Source organism: Clostridium intestinale, assembly GCF_035905475.1.
GTDB classification, from domain to species: Bacteria; Bacillota; Clostridia; order Clostridiales; family Clostridiaceae; genus Clostridium_T; species Clostridium_T intestinale.
Genome location: NZ_CP121166.1, coordinates 4,574,107 through 4,594,842, shown reverse-complemented (window position 1 = coordinate 4,594,842; position 20,736 = coordinate 4,574,107). Strand labels below are relative to the sequence as shown.

The window sequence follows — 20,736 nt, the reverse complement described above, 5'->3', positions numbered from 1 at the left end:
TGTCACCATCTAACTAAAATTAGCCCCAGTGAAGCAACATCATTAAGTTAAGAAACTTAATAATGTTGCTAACTGGGACTTTTTCAATACCCTTAGATATCAATAATCAAATATAAGTGTTCTTATATGCTACCTTATAAATGTTTTTATTGTGCTGCAAGTTTTTTATATTTCTCATATTTTTCTCTTGCATATTTCTCTGCCGTTTCAAACAGTTCTTCTGCTGCTTCTGGGAAAGTTCTTTGAAGTGAGGAATAACGTGCTTCTCCTAATAAAAAATCTTTAAAGTTTCCTGTAGGTTCTTTTGAATCTAGGACAAATGAATTTTCTCCTTTATCTTTAAGAATTGGATTGTTCCTATATAAGTGCCAATATCCTGCTTCAACTGCACGTTTTTGTTCTAGCTGAGAAGTGCTCATTCCACCTTTTAGTCCATGACTTATGCATGGAGCATAAGCTATTATAAGTGCTGGACCTGGATAGTTTTCTGCTTCCTCAACAGCTTTTAAAAATTGATTTTGATTAGCTCCCATTGCAACTTGAGCTACATACACATGACCATAACTCATTGCAATCATACCTAAATCCTTTTTCTGAATCCTTTTACCTGAGGCTGCAAATTGAGCAACTGCACCTAAAGGAGTTGCTTTAGATGATTGTCCTCCTGTGTTTGAGTAAACTTCTGTATCTAATACAATCACGTTAACATCTTCTCCAGAAGATAAAACATGGTCAAGTCCACCAAAACCTATATCATATGCCCAGCCATCTCCGCCATACATCCACATAGATTTTTTAACTAAATGTTCCCTATTATTAAGGACTTCATCCACCAATTCTTTTAATTCCCCATCTATTTTTAAATTCTCTAAAGATGATATAAGCTTTCCGCTTAATAACTTTGAGGTTTTCCCATTATTATAGTTGTCGCTCCATTCCTTTATTGCTTTTTTTACTAGCTTATCTTCAGTTAAATCAAAAATCTTTTCAAGCTTTGATTTTAAACTCTCTCGCTGTTGTTTAACTGCTAAACACATTCCAAGACTGAATTCTGCATTATTTTCAAATAGTGAGTTTGACCAAGCCGGTCCATGTCCATCACTATTGGTTGTATATGGTACACATGGAGCTGCTGCCCCCCAAGCTTGTAGACAACCTGTTGCACTAGCAAGATACATTCTATCTCCATATAATTGTGTTATTACTTTTGCATAAGGAGTTTCTCCACATCCTGCGCATGCCCCTGAGAATTCAAGCAGCGGCTTCTCAAACTGACTTCCTTTAACTGTATTAATATTAGAAGGATTCTCTTTTTTAGAAAGTGATAGTCCATAATACCAGTTATCCATTTCTTGTTTCTGAGTTTCAGCTGGCTCCATTTTAAGTGCTTTTCCTTTAGCTGGACAAGTTTCTGAGCAAACTCCACAACCTGTACAATCTAATACATCAACTTGTATTCTATAGTTAAGATTTTCAAAACCTTTTCCAACAGCTTTTTTAAGTTTAAAACTTTCTGGTGCATTTTTTGTTTCTTCTTCGTTTGCTAAGAAAGGTCTAATAGCTGCATGAGGGCAAACAAAAGAACATTGATTACATTGTATACAATTATCTATATTCCAAACTGGAACATCAACTGCTATTCCTCTCTTTTCATAAGCTGATGTACCAAGAGGCACTGTTCCATCTTCCCTTCCTGAAAATATACTTACAGGTAGCTTATCCCCTTCTTGCGCATTTATTGGTATAAGGATATTTTTTATATAGTCTGGTATTTCCACGCTTTCAAACTTGTCTTCTTTTATAGCATTCCCCCAAGAGGATGGTATTTTAATTTCTACTAACCCCTCTACCCCTTTATCAACAGCGGCATAATTCATATTAAGAATCTTATCACCCTTTTTACTATAGCTTTTATATATCATTTTTTTCATATGTGCTACTGCTTCTTCTATAGGTATGATATTTGCAAGCTTAAAGAAAGCAGCTTGAAGCACAGTATTTATTCTATTTCCAAGACCTATTTCTTTAGCTATACCTGTTGCATCTATTGTATAAAACTTAATATTGTGCTCATAGATATACTTTTTCATTGCTTTTGGTAGACGTTCCTCTAGCTCTTCCTTATTCCATCTGCAATTTAATAAAAATGTCTTCCCATCTTTTAAGTCTGAAACTATATCATAATTATCTATATAGGATGCTTTGTGACATGCAACAAAGTCTGCTTTTTTCACAAGATAACTAGAACGTATAGGTTCTTTGCCAAAACGAAGATGAGATTGAGTCACACCACCAGATTTTTTAGAGTCGTATGAAAAATACGCTTGAGCATACATATCCGTATAATCACCTATTATTTTTATTGAATTTTTATTTGCACCTACTGTACCATCTGAACCTAGTCCCCAAAACTTACAACTTATAGTTCCTTTAGGTACTGCATCTAATTCTTCTCCTATTTCTAAAGAAAGATTTGTTACGTCATCAACTATTCCGATTGTAAAGTTATTTTTAGGAGTTTCTTTTTTAAGGTTTTCAAAAACAGAAACAATTTGTGCTGGTGTTGTATCCTTTGAGGAAAGACCATAACGTCCCCCATATAACTTCGGTCTTTTATCATTATTTATATAGCTTGCACAAACATCTTCATATAAAGGTTCCGCCACTGCACCTGGTTCTTTTGTTCTATCTAAAACTGCTATTGCTTTAACAGTTTCTGGAACCGCTTTTAGGAAATGTGTAACAGAAAATGGTCTATAAAGATGTACCTGAACAAGTCCAACTTTTTCACCTTTATTGTTTAAATAATCTACAGTTTCTTCTATTGGTCCACACACTGATCCCATAGCTATTATTATACGCTCTGCATCTGGTGCTCCATAGTAGTTAAATAGACTATAACTTCTTCCAGTTAGTTTGTTTATTTTATTCATATAATCTTCCACGATAGCTGGAATCTCATTATAGAATTTATTACTTGCCTCACGTGCTTGAAAGAATATATCTGGATTTTGCACTGTACTACGCTGTACAGGCCTTTCAGGGTTTAAGGAAGTTTTTCTAAATTCTTTAAGTGCATTTTTATCTACAAGCTTAGCTAAATCATCATATTCTAAACATTCTATTTTTTGAATTTCATGTGATGTTCTAAATCCATCAAAGAAATGTAAAAAAGGAATACGTCCTTTTATTGCACTAAGATGTGCTACCCCTGATAAATCCATAACTTCTTGTACACTTGAGGTGGATAACATTCCAAATCCTGTTTGTCTACATGCCATAACATCTGAATGATCTCCAAAAATTGATAGTGCATGGGTTCCAACAGTTCTAGATGTTACATGTAGTACTGCAGGCTTTAACTGACCTGCTATTCTATACATAGTAGGAAGCATCAAAAGTAATCCCTGTGAAGCTGTATATGAAGTTGTTAAAGCACCCGCTTCTAACGAACCATGAACCGCTCCTACAGCTCCTGCCTCTGATTGCATCTCTACCAATCTTACTCTTTGTCCAAAAATATTCTTTTTACCCTTTGCTGACCACTCATCTACATGTTCAGCCATAGGTGATGATGGGGTAATTGGATAGATAGCAGCTACTTCTGTAAATGCATAGGACACGTAAGCTGCAGCCTCATTTCCATCCATAGTTTTTATAACTTTAGACATTAATTACTCCTCCATAATTTTCATGATTTAATTATAAGACTTAAATTAAGTTCCTTATTCAAAAAAGAAAATTAGATTAAATCTTATACCAATATTAGTATATCATTATAGGTGAAAACGTTATATTGTTTTACCCCATTTTACTGCTAAAGCAAAACGCTTTATAATATTGTTATCAAAAGTATATATAAAGCTATTAAATCGACTATTTGGATTATAGTTATTTGTTTTTTTGATTAAAAAAAGTCCCTTTAATTGGGACTTTTATATTTAAACCTTAGTTAATTTTCTTGGATCTTCAAATGAAGGTGCTGTAGGATCTGGATTATCAAAAAATCTTCCTGGTGTAGATAAATCAAAGTATAACTTTGAGTCTTCTGTAATTCCAAAATCTTTGTTTGATCCAGTATCCTTTATTCTATTTAAAGCTTCTCTAAATAAAGCATTATGAGCCTCTTCACGATTTAATAAGAAATCTATAGTTTCTTTTACATATTTATCATCAATTTGTCTATATAAATATTCATAAACTACTTTTGCTCTTTGTTCTGAAGCTATATTAGATAGTAAATCTGCAACAAGGTCACCAGTAACTGTTACAAAGTCAGCTGTCCAAGGAGCTCCTGATGAATTTATTAATACAGGGGACAATCCAGATAAAACATGGGTTTGAATCTCTCCAGCTTCAACTGTTTTATAATCTACTTCATGACCATTTAATAGATTAATAGTTTGTGCTACCATCTCCATATGACTTAATTCTTCTGCTCCTATATCTAGGAACAAATCTTTTATTTCTTGATTATTAATTCTAAAACTTTGAGATATGTACTGCATCGCTGCCTTAAGTTCCCCATTTGCTCCTCCTAATTGTTCTTGCATTAGTACTGCATATTGAGGATTAGGTCTCTCAACCCTTACATCTTGTAGAAGTTTCTTTTCATGTTTAAACATTTATATCCCTCCAATTATTTAATATCACCCCTATTGTTCCTTATTTTAGAAAGTTTAAACGTAAATTTTAGTTTTTCTCTTTAACACGGTTCTTTTTCGTACTAGATTTACCACTATTACAACAATAAAGAGAAGCATCTCTGCTTCTCTTTAAGTTATATTTAAAGTTATTGCTACATTAGTCCATTTCATTTATTACATTTTCTGATTTTTGATATGCATTAGAAAGCATCTCTGTAGGCTCTACATAAGGTTTTTCCCATTCCTTTTTTATAACTAATTCTGTAAGTGCAGAATGGCCACCTATAACTTGATTTAAGTTTGCACCATAAATAGCTCTTAATTCTGGAGTAGAGCTTGTTATAGTAGCATTAAAATATGCATCTGCTGCTCCTTTAGCTGATGCAAGCATATTACTAGTTATTACTTCATCATTCATTACTGTATCTTTTTTAACCATGTTTTCTATAATTGGTAACATATCACTCTCTCCTTTCCTATCTTATTACTTGATTTTCATTTATAAATTGTTGCATGCCTTTTATTCTTCCTTCAGCAGCTAATATTCCTGCTTCAGATTGCTTCTTTAAATCATCATCACTTATTAATGGTTGAATTGCTTTTGCGACTGCTAATCCATCTCTTTCCATAGTTAATAATCCTGCTAAAGATATAACTTCAGCTTCTGAAAGCTTTCTCATAACATTTGTACCTCCTTAATTAAATTTACCTTCTTATTGTTTGCTCTTAATTAAAGATTAAACGTACAAATACCTAGATAAACATTTAATAATATACAATTAGTTAATACATTAACATATATATAAACTTTAGTTAAATTATTTTTTTAATATATTAACTAATTCAATAATTACTTAATTTTTCTATTTCCATCCTTATCAAAATTCTTTTTTAATTCCTTCTCAACAGGAAAAATAGATACTATCAAAAGAATAGTTTGAACAGTTACTACTATTGCCACAACAATACCTTGAATTTTCTCATCAAAATTCAAGATAATTAAACTAATAATTATTGATAAAAATAATGTTATAAGACCTAACTTTGTCCATAACTTCCCACAATATCTATGTGCAAAGTCCCAAGTTTCCTTGTTTTTCATTGACATTGAGGTTCTATAACCATAAAATCCGTTTATTTTTTTAGGTCCCTGATTTTTAAATATTATTCCAAAAAACAACAGCATTATTGGAATAATTAAATTACTTACAAATATAAATATTTCTTGCCACATAATTTCTCCCTATTATAAATTAAAGTTATCATCACCTATAATAATAACATATTTTGTAAATACACTAACCGTTCCATAAAAAAAATCCACCTAAAACTTAATTTTAGGTGGAAATGTTTTTAAGCTGATTTTTTTCTTACAGAAATATATATTCCAGCTATAGATAATGTCATTATTACTAATAGCGGAGCTATTGGTGCTGTATCACCAGTTTTAGGTGCTGTTTTTACGTCTGTGTTAGTAGAATTTTTGGTTGGTTGCTCTACAGTTGGTTCTTCAACTGTAGTTTCATTTTGTTTTAAAGTTTGAGCAGCCATCCATTCCATAATGCTTGTTTGCTTTCCATTTATTACTTGACTTACTTCATTATTAAATACATATATCCATGACCAATGTCCATTGTATTCATATGGAGTACCATCTGCATTTTTATACAATCCTGTTGTATCTACAACTTTATCAAATAGTGATAGATAAACATTTTTTGCGCCAGCTTTTATTAATCTTTCATAAGTTGGTACAGTGTTTATTGCTGGTGGCAATACTGTATCTGTTGAAGCAGCAACAAACCATATTGGAGTCTCTTTCATTTTTGCTAAGTCAGAATCAGATATCAAACTATCATTTAATCCTTCGCATACTGGGAATGCAGCTGCAAAATATCCTGGATAATCACGAATCATAACCATTGTCATATATCCGCCATTAGAACATCCTCCAATATATATTTTATTAGCATCTATGTCATCATTTTTAGAAACGTAATCTTTTATTAATGACATAAGGGCTTTTGTATAAATTGAAGTTCCATCTAGTTTTCCAGACTCAGTTTGCATCCATCTAGTTGGTGCTTGAGGTGTTAAAACATATGCACCACCAAAATAATCTTGTATTTCTTTTGACGAGAAGTTTACTGCTTTATTTCCTGATATAGGTACAGTTGCATCAGAACCACCTTCTCCACCACCATGAAGCCAAATAACTAATGGATTTTTACCATTATCTTTTGCTGGAGCGTAACTTGCATATGACAAAGTTACGTTATCATAAGTTGCTTTTGAAATATCAAAATCATCTACTCCTACTTTTATTTGATCTTTAAGTTCATTAGCTACAAGACGTGATATTGTAGTGCTATCAGATACAATATTCTTTTCTTGAGTAATTGTATATTTAGTGTCAATCCATGCATTACCACCTGAAGCAGGAACATAGTTAAATGGTGAACCTAAAGTTATACTTGGTCCTATTTCCATTTCTAAAGTTGCGTAGTTTCCTGTTTTAGAAGCATTACCTTTTGCATCAGAAACATAAGCTTTTGTTATGTTTCTATAACCTTCTTGTATTAATGGTGTAGCTAATCTTTTATCACTTCTAGAAACAAATGCTGAAAAACTATCAGTATTAACAGAACCTTCTTTAACTGTTTGTCCTAAATCAATTACAACTTTCGTAGTTGCTGGACCCCAATCTTCGATTTCTGTAATAGTATTATAGGTAGTAAAATCAGATTTGTTTTGAGATGCTAACCATTCCATAATGGTTGTCTCTTTTCCATTTATAATATCCTTAGGATCATTATTATAAACATATATCCATGACCAATGTCCATTATATTTATATGGTGTACCATCTGGATTTTTATATAAACCTGTTTGGTCAACTACACTATCATATAATGATAAATGAAGGTTTTTAGCTCCGGCATCTTTTAATCTCTTATGTGTTGGAATTACATAGCTATTTACATCAACTGTTGTATCATCTTTAGATGCAATAAACCACATTGGAAGATCTTTCATTTTCTGAATATCTGAATCTGTGATTAAAGAATCAGCCAATGCTTCACATGTTGGAAATGCAGCAGCAAAATAATCTGTATACTCTCTAGCCATAACCATAGTCATATATCCACCATTAGAATCTCCTCCGATGTAAATTCTATTTTTATCTATATTACTATTTTTAGAAACATAGTCTTCTATTAATCCCATTAAGGCTTTTGTATATTTTGAATCTTTGCCTCCAAATTCACCGTTTGGTCCTTGCATCCACATTGTTGGTGTTTGAGGTGCTAATACATAAGCTCCATCAAAATATGATTGTATATCTTCTGATGCAAAGTTAGCAGCTTTGTTTGCTGATATTGGAAGAAGTCCATCTGTTCCACCTTCACCCATACCATGTAACCATATAATTAAAGGTTTCTTTTCCCCAGTTGTTTCAGGTGCATAGCTTGCATATTTTAAATTTATATTATCATAAGTTCCACTTCCTACTGAAAAATCATCAACAAGCTTTTTTGTATCTCCTGAAAAAGTATCAACAACTAATCCAGAAATTGTTTCTGTAGGAGTAGTTATATCTTGTACTTGAGTGATTGTATAGTAAGAATCAATCCACTCATTCAAGAAAGTTTTCATACTGAACTGAATTGGTGATGCAATATCTAAAGTTGGTCCTATTTCCATTTCAATAACTACATAATTTCCACTTTCTTGAACATTACCATCCTTGTCGGATACATAAATCTTAGTGATGTTACGATCCCCTTCTGATAAAACCGTATCTTTACCTTTTTCAGTTCTCTTTACGTGTACTTTAAATGTATCCTTTGATATTGAATCTTTATTAACTGTCTTGCCTAAGTCCACTACTACTCTTGGGATTGCAATACCCCAATCATGAACTTCACTAATAGTACTGTAAGAAGTTGACTTTCCATCAGCTGCTAATACTGTTACTCCAGAAGAAAGTATCATAGATGTTGCTAACATAAGTGCCATAAAGCTTTTTCCGTATTTACGGAATCTTTTAATCATTTTTATCCCCCCTAAATTTTAAAAGTTTCCTATCTAGAAACCTTCTTAAACTTAAAACCTATATGTTAATGGTTATAAAGTTTCTCTTAATTGATATAATTTATTGTTTTACCATTTTGCTGCTTACTACAAACCGACTGTCCTTATCGTTGTTTGTACATGTGGACAAAGTTAAAACTATGTCATCTTTATTTACAGTTATTCCAGTATCATATAAAGAACTGCTTTTTAATTCTTTTAAAAACTCTTCATATTCTTGATCTGTAGAGAAGTTTTTAATATAGCTTTTACTGTTGTTTGCGCTTGTTTTATAAGCTGAAAAAACTTCACACTTATATACTTCACTTTCTGTATAAATCCAAAAGTATGGTGTACTGTCATAGAAATCTTTATCCATATATTTATTTAAAATGCTAAACATCGAACCATTTTTCATGTTATGACCATATAGGATTGTATTTTTATCTTTAAGACTTGAATCGTTTTCAAAATCCATAAAAATACTTCCCGAATCATTTTCTGTTTTATTAAACGTATGATTCAAGTAATAACTATTATCTGCTCCTTTGACAATTGGATAATTAACTTCTGTGTCCTTAAAAGAAATCCATCCAACAATATCTTCATTAAGCTTTTTCAAACTTTCAAAATCTACTGATAAAATTTCTTTATCCTTAATTTCTGAAATATTTGAATCTCTATTTATATATCTCTGAAGACTTTCATATTCCTTCTCACCCTTTTTATATTCATTAAAAATAGCTAATAGGGAAACTGCTGAATATATTAAGGCAGAGAGACTAATTATAAGTAATGCTAATCTTGTCCATCTTTTCTTTTTGTGCTTATTTCCATCTTCTAATTTCATAAAGTTCATAGCACCTACCTTACCTCAATCTATTAAAATTATATCTTTCAGCCAACAAAAATTCCTTCCAATAACTGTATGTTTATTTGTTTATTTATTACTCTTTTACTACATTCCTTTCTGTTAATTCTTTTTCACCTTTTCTAGCGAAGTCAAAAAAAGGTACATAATTTTTCTATTCCCTAACTACCTCTATTAGCATAACCTCGTGAGGTTGCATATTTTCATTGATTTCTAAATCGTTTTCACAAAAAGCATATTCTCTTTTATATCCATATATTGATTTCTGCTTAAGATAATCAAATTCTTCTTGATATATATTCTTTTGCGATCCTATTTTAATCCACTCATCATAAACAGAACCATTTTCTTGATTTATTCTATATATCTTTTTAGTTATATTTCCATTAACACCTAATAAGGTAATTTTTATATTTCTTATTTTTTCTTTGAATATACTGTACCTATCACTTAAAACTTCCTTTTCGTTGTATTTAATATCTTCATTTTTAAAATGACAGTAGTTATAGGCTAGTATTTGAATAACGCCTTTAGAATTTTTAGTTACTATAAAGTCCTCACCTTTTTCTATTATTTGAGCTCCAAGTTTATTTAGTAGTTTATAAGAATTATATATAGGTTTTTTAAGTCCATTGCTAGTAACAAAACCAAGGCCCCCATGAAAAGTATCATAACTAGTTTTTACTTCCTCAAAAATATCAGTAAATGTCCAATATCCCATTCCATCAACTTTATTAAAATTTTCAACAACGTTTTTAACTAAATAAGAAGCTTTAAAGCAAGTATCATGGACTAAGTCTCTAGGGTCAGCATTAAGATTCCACTCAGTAATGAATATTTGTTTTCTCAAACCTTCGAAGTTATCTAGGACTTTCATAAGTTCATCTAGGTTTTCACTTATATACCTGTCTTCTGCATATACACATTCATTAGCGGAATCTTGGAGAATTAATTTTCCATCGGAATCTATTCCAGAATTCTTAAAAACGGTAACTAAATCAGTGTTGTTTTTAGGCTTAATTGAATAAATCTTTAGAGATATAAAGTCAAGTTCTATATTTTCTTTAATAAAGAAATCATTATACATTTTTAGAATATCTGTATTTATCAAAATTTCTATAAAGTTATTTATTCCTCCAACTTTTAATTTTGAATTAACCTTTTTTACAGCTGAATAAGTTCTTTTAAAAAACTCCAATGTTTTTTTACTTACACTCTTTTCAATGGTAAAGTTATCCCAAATTTCAAAATACCAAGAAGTAACCTCCTCAATTCCATATCTATTTATTAAATGTTTTGTAAAATTTCTAACAAGACTCTCCCACTTATCTAAGCTTTTTGGGTAACTTATATTTGCTTTCCAATTAAACATATACTTTTTTTCACTAGCAAGGCTTTCAGGCATATAACTTAATTCAATAAATGGTTTTAACTTAACTTCTAATAAAAAATCTATAAGTTCATCTATATAACTGAAATTGAGTTCTACTTCTCCATTAGAATTCTCATTGTATATCATCATGTCATCACTAAAGATTCCATGAAACCTTATATATCTAAATGGGATTTCTTGTTGAATAGCTCTAAGCTGTTGTCTCCATTCAGCCCTTAACCCCTCTGAAGCTCTTCCAAAGCAAATGATTTTATTCCATGAATCTTTTATATCCCCTATAGTCTTCTCACAATTAATAATATATTTTTCATTAACTATATTTTCCTTATCCTCATTTGAGCAGTATTTTTTAATTAAATCTATAATTTCTATATCTTCTAAATCAACATTATTTTTTGAATCTTTAGTTTTAATAGGATTGCTACTCTGGATATTTTTTCTGTAAATTGATGGAGTGGTATTGTATTTTTCTTTAAATACCTTAAAATAGGATTTAAGATTAGGAAAGCCATTTTCTAAAGCTATATAGATTATTTTATTTTTTTCGTTTTTTAGATCCTTTAAAGATTCTTTTAACCTCACATTAGAAATAAAGTCATTTAAAGTTAACCCCATATATTTTGAAAAATATCTAGATAAATATTGGGGGTTCAAGTTCACTTCCTCAGCCAAGTCATTTAAAGTTAACTTTTCTTTATAGTGGATATTAATAAAATTAATCAGCTTTTCTATTCTTTTATCTTCTATCGAGGAATTTGATTTTATATATTCCTTTTCATCTATATATTTAGTTGTAAATACTAAAATCAAATCTAAAACCCTCTTTTTAATCTCTAAAGCATAAGACTTTTCCTTTTTTATAAATGATTCTATTATTTTTAAAAGCATTCTCCAAAAACTCTTATCTTCACGGGTATTTAAGTAAAATCTAATTTCAGAAAAATCTTTATAATAATTGTTAAAGTAGTTACTATCTATATTTAATGTAATAATAACGTTTTCTTCTATAGGCTCTAGTAAACATAAGCTTTCATTATTGATTAAAAATACAGATCCTTCTGAAAGATTATATAAATTGCTGTTTGTTGTGACATTAATCTTCCCCTTTAATATGAAGATTAGCTTCAATTCTTTATTGAAGTAGTATTGAGTTTTAGTTACTCCATAGCTGTTAATACTAATTGGAATATCACTTGTTTTCTCAAATATCATTATCCTTCCCCCTTTGACCGTAAATTCAGATTTTACTCACAATTACTTACAATTATTTACAATTAATATTTCGTTAGTCCTTTCTTTAACTTTACGTATATCTGTTAATATAATCCAGCAAATATCATACCAAAACACTACTTATTTTCTTAAAAGCCCTCTACATCTATAGCCTTCTAGAAATTTATTGTTAAATATTGTTAGTGTTTAGGTGTTTTATTCAGTGTTTAACTATTATACGTAAGTGTTTAAGCACAAAAAACTCCTATGCATCAGCACAGGAGTCTTTTTACAATTACTTAACTAGTTCTTCAAAGTTCTTATATTTTTCTAATAATTGAGGTAATATATCTTTATTAGCTTCAAGTTTAGGTCTAGCCACATTCTTCATGTTGCTAATTTCATCAAAGTGTTCTTGTAGTCCTATTCTAGTATTTCTAGCACGATTTTGTTCTTCTTTACTAAATTCAACCTTTAACTGCTCTCCATCTATAGATAAGTGCCCTCTTATTCCACATACAGGACATTCTACAGTTGTTGTTTTGTTTAAAGTAACTAAATTATTGTGGCAAACTGGGCAACTACCATTTTCTCCAAACCATTCTACTTCATCATATGGTTTTCCAACAGCTTCAGCTACTCTACGTCCTAGTTCTCCTGCTTTACTCATTAATTCTTTATCCAGTACAGGGCTAGCAGTTCTTCCCATATCATAAGCATCGATTTGACCAACTACCTTCATCATAAGTGAAAAACTGAATAAATGCATAGATGGTAATCCAAGAGAAACCCAATTTTGTGTACTAGCTCCTCCAACAGAAATATACCCAACATATCTATCTTTAAATGCACGCTCATCTAATAATTCCTCACCTGCTGTAATACGTTTATCTTGCTCATACTGAATTGCTGGACGATCATGTGCTGGTCCAAAACGATCAATAAAATTCTTTAATTGTCCTACAGGCCCTACTGCATATACTGGTGCAGCTAAAATTATAGCATCTGCATCTAAAACAGCTTGTTCTAATATTTCATAGTCATCTTTAATAATACATTTAATCTGCTTTCCATTATTTCTGCCAGCACTACAAGCTCCACAGCCTTTGCAATGTTGAATATTCATATTAATAGTACTTATAAATTTCACTTCTGCACCAGCTTTTTTAGCTTCGAAAAGTGCTTCTTTTACTAAAATCTCACTACATTTCATTTTTCTTCCGAAGGATAGTCCTAATACGTTCATTACTCTACTCTCGCTTTCTTTATTTATAGTAACTAAAACTCCTCTTTTAAGTTTCTAATTATTTTTTATTTGATCCAAAACTAGCTTAACTCCACCATAAATCCCAGCATTATTTCCTAATAGTGCAAATTCAAATCTTGTGTTCTCTGAAGTATGGAATGCTTTTTCTTTAAAATACTTTTTCACTGTTTCAATTAATATTTCTCCTGCTTTTGAAACTCCACCACCAATCACGATAACCTCGGGATCACAAACACAGTTTATAGTTGCTAGTACACTTCCTAATCTATTGCCGAATTCTTCTACTAATTTAATAGCCAACTTATCACCTTTTTTAGCTTCATAAAAAACCTCTTTAGCTGTTAACTCATCTACTTCTCTTAGAGTTGATTCAATATTTGTGCTATTTACTGCTCTAACAGCTTCATTTACAATTCCTGTAGCAGAAGCATACTGTTCCAAACATCCTTTTTTACCACATCCACAACCCCTTGTCTCATTATTATTAATCTTAATGTGACCTATCTCTCCTGCTGCTCCATTATGGCCTGATAGTATGTTTCCATTTACAATAATTCCACCGCCTACTCCAGTACCTAATGTTACCATTATCATATTTTTGCAGCCCTTACCTCCACCTAACCACATTTCACCAAGTGCTGCTATATTTGCATCATTACCTACCTTTATTGGTAGGCCAGTTAACTCCTCCATTACTTCTACTACATTAACTATATCCCAGCCTAAATTTACGCATCGTAATACATTCCCTTTATCCTCTACTGGTCCAGGTACACCCATACCTATTCCAATAATTTTATCTTTAGAAATATCTCTGTCCTTTATTTTATCTTCTATAGCTTTTGAGATATCTTTAAGAATACGACTACCTTTATTGTCTTTTCTCGTTTTTATTTCCCACTGTTCTAACAGTTCTCCATCTACTTTAAATAACCCAAGTTTTACAGTGGTTCCTCCAATATCTACTCCAAATCCATATTCTTTATTCATGAAAACTCCTTAACATTTAAGTTCTACTATTTATTCAAAGTCAAGTACTTGGCATAATTCATGAGATTTTTTTGCACAATCAAATAGTCTCATTACTCTCATTACTTCTGAATTTTTAACTATTATATCTTCTTTACCATCAAGATGATTAATTACATTGCAGTAGAAATCCCTAACATCTGATTGAACATTAGGAAGTTTATTAAAGGACACCGTAGACTCATCTCTTGGTGCCATAGTTTTTGTAAGACCAACTCCTGCAACTATAGGCTTTGATTCATTTCCTTCATAAGTCAATAACTTAGTTATTCTTCCATTAAGATTCCAGTCATTTATAATACACGCTCCTGTAGTGCCATTAACATACCATTGAGGAAGAGTATCAAAATTAGTAGTGCAGACCTCGACTGTAGCTGTCAATCCACTCTCAAAAAATAACTTCATTTTTAATCCATCATCACAATCCTCTTCAAGGATATATGAAAGTTCACAGAATACTTTCTTAACTTTTTCTGGTATCATCCAAAGAAGACGATCAATTAAATGAACTCCCCAGTCAAGCATCATTCCTCCACCAAACTCAGCATACTTTCTCCAATCTCCTGGTATACCTCTTGAACCTTGTGCTCTTGTTTCAATATTAAATACTTTTCCTATTTCATGAGATTCATATATGTTTTTTATAATTAAAAAGTCTGGGTCCCATCTTCTATTTTGATGTACCACAAATAATTTTCCTGTCTTTTCTGCTACATCTAGTACTTGCTGAAGTTCTTCACTATTAAGCATAACTGGCTTTTCACAAATTACATTTTTACCAGCTTCCATTGCACGAATTGCTAAATTTTTATGATGGTGATTCGGGGTAGCTATAAGTATGATGTCAACATCTTTATCCTCAAGTGCAGCTTCAAAACTTTCATAAACCTTATATCCATCTTCAGATGCTTGTCTATTCTTCTTTGGGTCTATGTCATATACACCAGCAATATCTATTCTTTCTGTAGATGATATCTTAGGTGCATGATGCCCACATCCAATACCCCCATAGCCTATAAGAGCTACTTGATATATATCATTTTTCATAATCTTTCCTCCTTTTCCTATATTACAAATTGACTCATATATCTTTTACTAATAATCACTGATTTTTTAACTTCCTCTAATGAACCTTCAAAAGCTTTATCTTCTACTTCTATGCAGGTGTACCCCCTATAACCAATGTCCGTTAAAGCTGACACATATTTCCCCCAGTCTACATCTCCAAGCCCAGGTAGTTTAGGTGACATATACTTAAGTGGAGTTGCCATTATTCCTACATCATCAAGTTTATCTTTGTACACTTTAATATCCTTATAATGTACATGAAAAATCTTATCCTTAAACTCATAAAGTGGCTTAATATAGTCGATATGCTGCCAAATAAAATGGGATGGATCATAATTTATCCCCAAATTTTCACTTGGAAGTATCTCAAAGATCTTTCTCCAAATAGCTGGAGTTGTCATAAGATTTTGACCACCGGGCCATTCATCATTAGTAAACAGCATCGGACAGTTTTCAATCGCTATTTTCACATCATGCTCCTCTGCTACCTTGATTATTTCAGTCCATACCTCCCTAACTATGTTAAGATTTTCTTCTACTGTTTTATTAGGTACTCTTCCAATAAAAGTAGTTATAGTATTAATGCCAAGCTTTCTTGCTCCAGCTATAAGCTTTTTAATATGTTCTACATAAACAGCTCTTTTATCTAAGTCTGGATCTAATGTATTAGGATAATATCCTAGAGCTGAAATTTCTATTCCTCTTTCTTTTATATAACTTTTAATATACTCTACTTTTTCTTCACTTAAATCATCTATATCAATATGCGTAACACCTGCATAACGTCTTTCTGCTTTACCTTTTGGCCAACATGCCACTTCAACACATTCATAACCTTGCTCTGAAGCAAAATCAATCATTTCTTCAAAGCTTAAATCTCCTAAAATTGCACTTACAAATCCTAACTTCATATTTTCCTCCTTTTAAATTAAGTGCCTTAAATTAATAAGGCACTTATCTTTCATCTCTTATCTATTTATCAAATATAATCTCTTTTCCGCTTTCTGCTGATTTATAAATTGCATCTAATATCTTTGTAACAACAAAGGCTTGTTCTGGTTTAACTAATGGCTCCTTGTCTTCTATTACAGCCTCTAACCATTGTTTTGCTTCCAATACTTCTGGTGCTGAACTTGCTCCTTCAAAGAAAGCTATAGCCCCTTCTGTAGAATTCTTTTCTTCAACTAACATTCCATTATGAGCCTTATTAAAAATTAATTCATTAGTTGTATAACTCATTCCCGCATTAATATGAGCCCCTGCTTTTGTACCGCAAAGTGTTGTGGCTGCTTCCTTTGATTCTAGTACATTTAATGCCCAAGAAGCTTCTAAGAAAATAGTTGCTCCATCTTCCATCTTAATGTAGCCAAAAGCTGAATCTTCAACCTCATAAGTTTTAGTATCCCATGGTCCAAACATATTTCCCTCTTCTGCACCCTCTAAATTTCCTAACTTATTAAATACAGAACCTGTAACTGAAACTGGCTTATAGTTGTTCATCATCCACAGTGTAATATCTAATGCATGTGTACCTATATCTATTAATGGACCTCCACCTTGTTGAGACTTATCTGGGAAAACTCCCCATGTTGGAACTGCCTTTCTTCTAACTGCATGAGCCTTTGCAAAATAGATTTCTCCTAATTCATCTTTTTCACATGCTCCATGTAAAGCTTGTACTTCTTTACGGAATCTATTTTGATATCCTATTGTAAATTTCTTACCTGACTTTTTCCAAGCATCCATCATTTTCTCAGCAGCTTCTGGGTTATGAGCCATTGGCTTTTCACAAAGAACGTGTTTACCTGCTTCAAATGCTGCTACTGTTATTGGACTGTGAGATACGTTTGGAGTACATACATGTACAACATCTATAGATTTATCTTTTAAAAGTTCTTTATAATCAGTGTAGTATTTAGAGTCTTCGCTACCAAATTCTTCACATGCCTTTTTAGCTCTTTCTTCTTGAGTATCACAGAAAGCCACAATTTCGCACTTATCTGCTTGGCTTTTTAGTGCTGGAAAGTGTTTATTATTTGCTATTCCCCCACATCCAATTATTCCAATTCTTACTTTACTCATATTCTTTCCTCCTACTTTTCTGTATCTATTTTGCTAACTTTAGTGCTAAATATAAAACATTTTTACCATTCATTGTTCCATAATCCGCTGGTGGAATTGTTTCTACAGGAACTCCTTTAGGCTCTAAAAGCTTAGCTATCTTATTTTTAAGATATCTAACTTGAGGTCCTAATAAAACCACATCAATTTTAAAGTTTTCTGCCCTGCTCTCTAACTCAGAGTCTGGAATAGCTATTATATCAGCTTCTATCCCCTGTTCTATTGCAGATTTTTTCATGTTTTTTACTAATAAACTTGTTGACATACCTGCATTACAAACTAATGTTATATACTTCATAATCCTACTCCTTTACACTTCTACTGTTTGATTTTCTGCTTGGGTACTAGCAGCTTCTTCAGCTAAAGCCATGTTATCTGCTTTCTTAAAGAAAGGTAAGTATATACCTATACATACTGCAAGAATAATAACCTGAACAATAACTGCTCTTATACCACCCAGAATAAATGAATTTATGATAACTGGTGTACCTGTCGGTAATTGTGCTCCTGACATGATTGGTAAAAATCCTATTTTAGTAGCAGCATAAGCTATAATTCCTGCCGCAAATGGTGATATTATAAAAGGTACTCCTAGAATTGGGTTCATAACTATTGGAGCTCCAAAGGTCAATGGTTCACTGATTCCACAAATTGTTGCTGGTAATGTAATCTTTCCTATTGCCTTATATCTTTCGCTCTTAGCTGTTACTAGTATAACTATAGCTAACCCAAGTATACAGCCGCCTCCCCCTACTTCGAAGAATACAGATAAGAAACTGAAGTTAACCAGATTGCTAGGTTCTGCTCCTGATTGAACTGCTGCTAAGTTTTCTGCTGTTAATGAAGCCCATATTGGTGCAACAACTGCATATACAATAGATTTTCCATGTAATCCAAAACACCATAATATACTTATAACTACATAAGCTAATAGTGTCGCACCTATAGAACCACCGATATTTTGTAATGGTGCCTGAACAATTTTAAATATTAGACTATGAATGTCCTTCATTGGTGTAAATGCAACTCCCCATGCAATTAAAGCTGTACCTACAACTATAATTGTCCATGGAATAATATTAGCAAAAGATTTTTCTACAAAAGGTGGTACGCTTTCAGGCATTCTTATATATACCTTGTGATCCATTAAGAAAGCAAATACTCTACCAACTAATAATCCAATTATGATAGCTACAAACATTCCTCTTGATCCAACCCAGTCAAAGGTAATTGCACTTACTGCTTTTTCTCCAACTGTAAATGATCCTAAAGGTGTTAAAACTAAGAAACATACAACTGCAAGTATTCCAACATTAGCTCCATCATACTTAAATGAGTTACCAATATTTCTTGCTACAAAAAATACCACAAGGATTGCTAAAAAATTAGTAGTGAAGGTAGTTATAATTCCGAATGTTGATAATAAACCACTTGAGGTTAAAAAGCTTTGCCATACTGTTATAGGTATTATTTTAAGTAATGTAATAAGTGCTCCTACGATAGTTGCTGGTAATGTTGCAACCATCGCCTTACTAACTGCCTTTAAGTACCTATTCTCAGCCACTCTTCCAACCACATCTAAAAACATATCCGCTTTATTACTCATATTTATCCTCCTAATCACATTTAAAATGTAATTTATTTTACTTATTTATTACCCTTAAGATTGCTTTACCTACTCCTGAGCTGTTATTATCTTCAGTTACATAGGTAGCAATTTCTTTAATTTCTGGAATAGCATTACCCATGGCAAAGGAGTTTTTAAATTTTTTTATCATGGTATAATCATTGTAACTATCTCCAATAACCATAACTTCATCGTTACTATATCCTTTAGCCTGAGCAATTTTTTCTAACAAAATATCTTTTTTAGCATCTGAATGTGTAATTTCCATATTGATTTTAAAAGATGCTGTAACTGATAAATTATTATTTTTACCTAATAAGTTTTTCATATTGTCTAGTAGACTAATGTCATCAGAAAAGGAGAGTATTTTGCCAACTTTAATTTCTTCATCTTCCAAAAACCTATTTATATGGTCTATAAAATTAAGCTTTGTAAATTCGCTATGTTTTTTTGCTGTTTTTAATATTTCATCTACAGTCTTTTCTGGCTCAAAAAATTTGATTTTTGTAACTACTGCTTGTACACAAACTTCTTCACTACTTACTGTGTATAAACCTTTATTAGTGTATAACTCTGTGTATAAATTGTTTTTATTCAAAACATCTACTATTTCTTTAACTTGTTTTTTATCAATATCTATGCTGTAAAGAATTTTTCCGTCTTCATCCCTATGCTCAGCACCATTCATTACTATATAATGACAATCTATACCTGCGTCTCTTACCTGTTGGAATGCTTCTTGATATAGTCTCCCTGTTGTAATAATGAAATCAATGCCTTTTAGTTGTGCCTCTTTAATAACAATTGCATCTTCCTTTGAGATTTCATGCTTATCATTAATTAAAGTACCATCCATGTCAGAAGCAATTAACTTAACCATTTTTCACCCTTTCCTCTTTTAGTTCATGTTGAAGCCTATACATTTCAATCATTTCATTTGCTAGACACTTAATTGTCTCTGCACTCATTAATTGATCTTCTGTATGTAATAAAATCATTGAAATCTCAATCTTATTACCTAAAGCATCTTGTTGGAGCAATTCTAAATGCGATTTATGTCCATTTTTAAAATACTCATCTGCTTCCTTTAGCTTCATCTTTGTTTCATGAAAATTTCCTTCTCTTGCTTCTGCTAATCCTTCCATAATCAATGATTTAGCTGTCCCAACATTACTGATAATTTCACAAGCAATCATCTCTAAGTTTTCCATCATAAACCTCCTAACATTCACTTTATGTACTCATTATATAACCATATTTCCTTTTAAACTTTATCTGTTATGCTGCTCTTTTATACGTATACATGACTTGTTTTAAACCTTATCATTATCTCTTATAAAAACACATCAAAAATTGATTACATTTTTTGTCCTACTATTTTATTCTCACTGCACCGCTGTTCCTCTTTTGCTATTCTCCACCGCTTCA

At 31.7% G+C, this 20,736-nt stretch carries 17 protein-coding genes; all 17 read right to left on the bottom strand.

What is annotated here, in order from left to right; all coding sequences use genetic code 11:
- Positions 1–146: 146 nt before the first annotated feature.
- The 17 genes from nifJ to P8F83_RS23000 all read right to left on the bottom strand — a co-directional run bounded on the left by nifJ (position 147) and on the right by P8F83_RS23000 (position 20,519).
- Complete coding sequence (gene nifJ / locus P8F83_RS23080) at positions 147–3,671, bottom strand: pyruvate:ferredoxin (flavodoxin) oxidoreductase (protein ID WP_326512864.1); 3,525 nt, start codon at positions 3,669–3,671, stop codon at positions 147–149.
- Between the two features lie 270 nt (positions 3,672–3,941).
- Positions 3,942–4,625: a manganese catalase family protein gene (locus P8F83_RS23075; RefSeq protein ID WP_315108843.1), complete on the bottom strand. Its 684-nt coding sequence runs from the start codon at positions 4,623–4,625 to the stop codon at positions 3,942–3,944.
- 178 nt (positions 4,626–4,803) lie between these two features.
- Positions 4,804–5,106: a spore coat protein gene (locus P8F83_RS23070; protein ID WP_326512863.1), complete on the bottom strand. Its 303-nt coding sequence runs from the start codon at positions 5,104–5,106 to the stop codon at positions 4,804–4,806.
- A gap of 16 nt (positions 5,107–5,122) precedes the next feature.
- Positions 5,123–5,326 carry a hypothetical protein gene (locus P8F83_RS23065; RefSeq protein ID WP_315108839.1) on the bottom strand — a complete coding sequence of 68 codons (204 nt, stop codon included), beginning with the start codon at positions 5,324–5,326 and terminating at the stop codon, positions 5,123–5,125.
- Between the two features lie 170 nt (positions 5,327–5,496).
- Entirely contained in the window at positions 5,497–5,832 is a 336-nt protein-coding gene (locus tag P8F83_RS23060) for an SdpI family protein (RefSeq protein ID WP_474198368.1), read from the bottom strand.
- A 167-nt stretch (positions 5,833–5,999) separates the two neighbouring features.
- Positions 6,000–8,702, bottom strand: coding sequence for a prolyl oligopeptidase family serine peptidase (locus P8F83_RS23055; protein ID WP_326512861.1), 2,703 nt, complete (start codon positions 8,700–8,702; stop codon positions 6,000–6,002).
- A 100-nt stretch (positions 8,703–8,802) separates the two neighbouring features.
- Entirely contained in the window at positions 8,803–9,579 is a 777-nt protein-coding gene (srtB, locus tag P8F83_RS23050; RefSeq protein WP_326512860.1) for a class B sortase, read from the bottom strand.
- A 166-nt stretch (positions 9,580–9,745) separates the two neighbouring features.
- Positions 9,746–12,196 (bottom strand): GH39 family glycosyl hydrolase, encoded by a 2,451-nt coding sequence (locus tag P8F83_RS23045; RefSeq protein ID WP_326512859.1) that lies wholly within the window; start codon positions 12,194–12,196, stop codon positions 9,746–9,748.
- Positions 12,197–12,491: 295 nt separating this feature from the next.
- Positions 12,492–13,442 carry a flavodoxin family protein gene (locus tag P8F83_RS23040; RefSeq protein WP_326512858.1) on the bottom strand — a complete coding sequence of 317 codons (951 nt, stop codon included), beginning with the start codon at positions 13,440–13,442 and terminating at the stop codon, positions 12,492–12,494.
- Positions 13,443–13,496: 54 nt separating this feature from the next.
- Entirely contained in the window at positions 13,497–14,453 is a 957-nt protein-coding gene (locus P8F83_RS23035) for an ROK family glucokinase (RefSeq protein ID WP_326512857.1), read from the bottom strand.
- Between the two features lie 30 nt (positions 14,454–14,483).
- Entirely contained in the window at positions 14,484–15,539 is a 1,056-nt protein-coding gene (locus tag P8F83_RS23030; protein WP_326512856.1) for a Gfo/Idh/MocA family protein, read from the bottom strand.
- Positions 15,540–15,556: 17 nt separating this feature from the next.
- The gene (locus P8F83_RS23025; protein WP_326512855.1) at positions 15,557–16,471 is read right to left on the bottom strand and encodes a sugar phosphate isomerase/epimerase family protein; all 915 of its coding nucleotides are present in this window, start codon (positions 16,469–16,471) and stop codon (positions 15,557–15,559) included.
- A gap of 61 nt (positions 16,472–16,532) precedes the next feature.
- Positions 16,533–17,642, bottom strand: a complete 1,110-nt coding sequence (locus tag P8F83_RS23020; protein ID WP_326512854.1) for a Gfo/Idh/MocA family protein — start codon at positions 17,640–17,642, stop codon at positions 16,533–16,535.
- A gap of 25 nt (positions 17,643–17,667) precedes the next feature.
- On the bottom strand, positions 17,668–17,979 hold the full coding sequence (locus tag P8F83_RS23015) for a PTS sugar transporter subunit IIB (RefSeq protein WP_326512853.1): 312 nt from the start codon (positions 17,977–17,979) through the stop codon (positions 17,668–17,670).
- Between the two features lie 12 nt (positions 17,980–17,991).
- Positions 17,992–19,287, bottom strand: a complete 1,296-nt coding sequence (locus tag P8F83_RS23010) for a PTS sugar transporter subunit IIC (protein ID WP_326512852.1) — start codon at positions 19,285–19,287, stop codon at positions 17,992–17,994.
- A 37-nt stretch (positions 19,288–19,324) separates the two neighbouring features.
- Positions 19,325–20,188 (bottom strand): Cof-type HAD-IIB family hydrolase, encoded by an 864-nt coding sequence (locus P8F83_RS23005; RefSeq protein ID WP_326512851.1) that lies wholly within the window; start codon positions 20,186–20,188, stop codon positions 19,325–19,327.
- Positions 20,181–20,519: a PTS sugar transporter subunit IIA gene (locus P8F83_RS23000; protein WP_326512850.1), complete on the bottom strand. Its 339-nt coding sequence runs from the start codon at positions 20,517–20,519 to the stop codon at positions 20,181–20,183. Before P8F83_RS23000 ends, P8F83_RS23005 begins: the two co-directional genes overlap by 8 nt.
- Between the last annotated feature and the right edge of the window lie 217 nt (positions 20,520–20,736).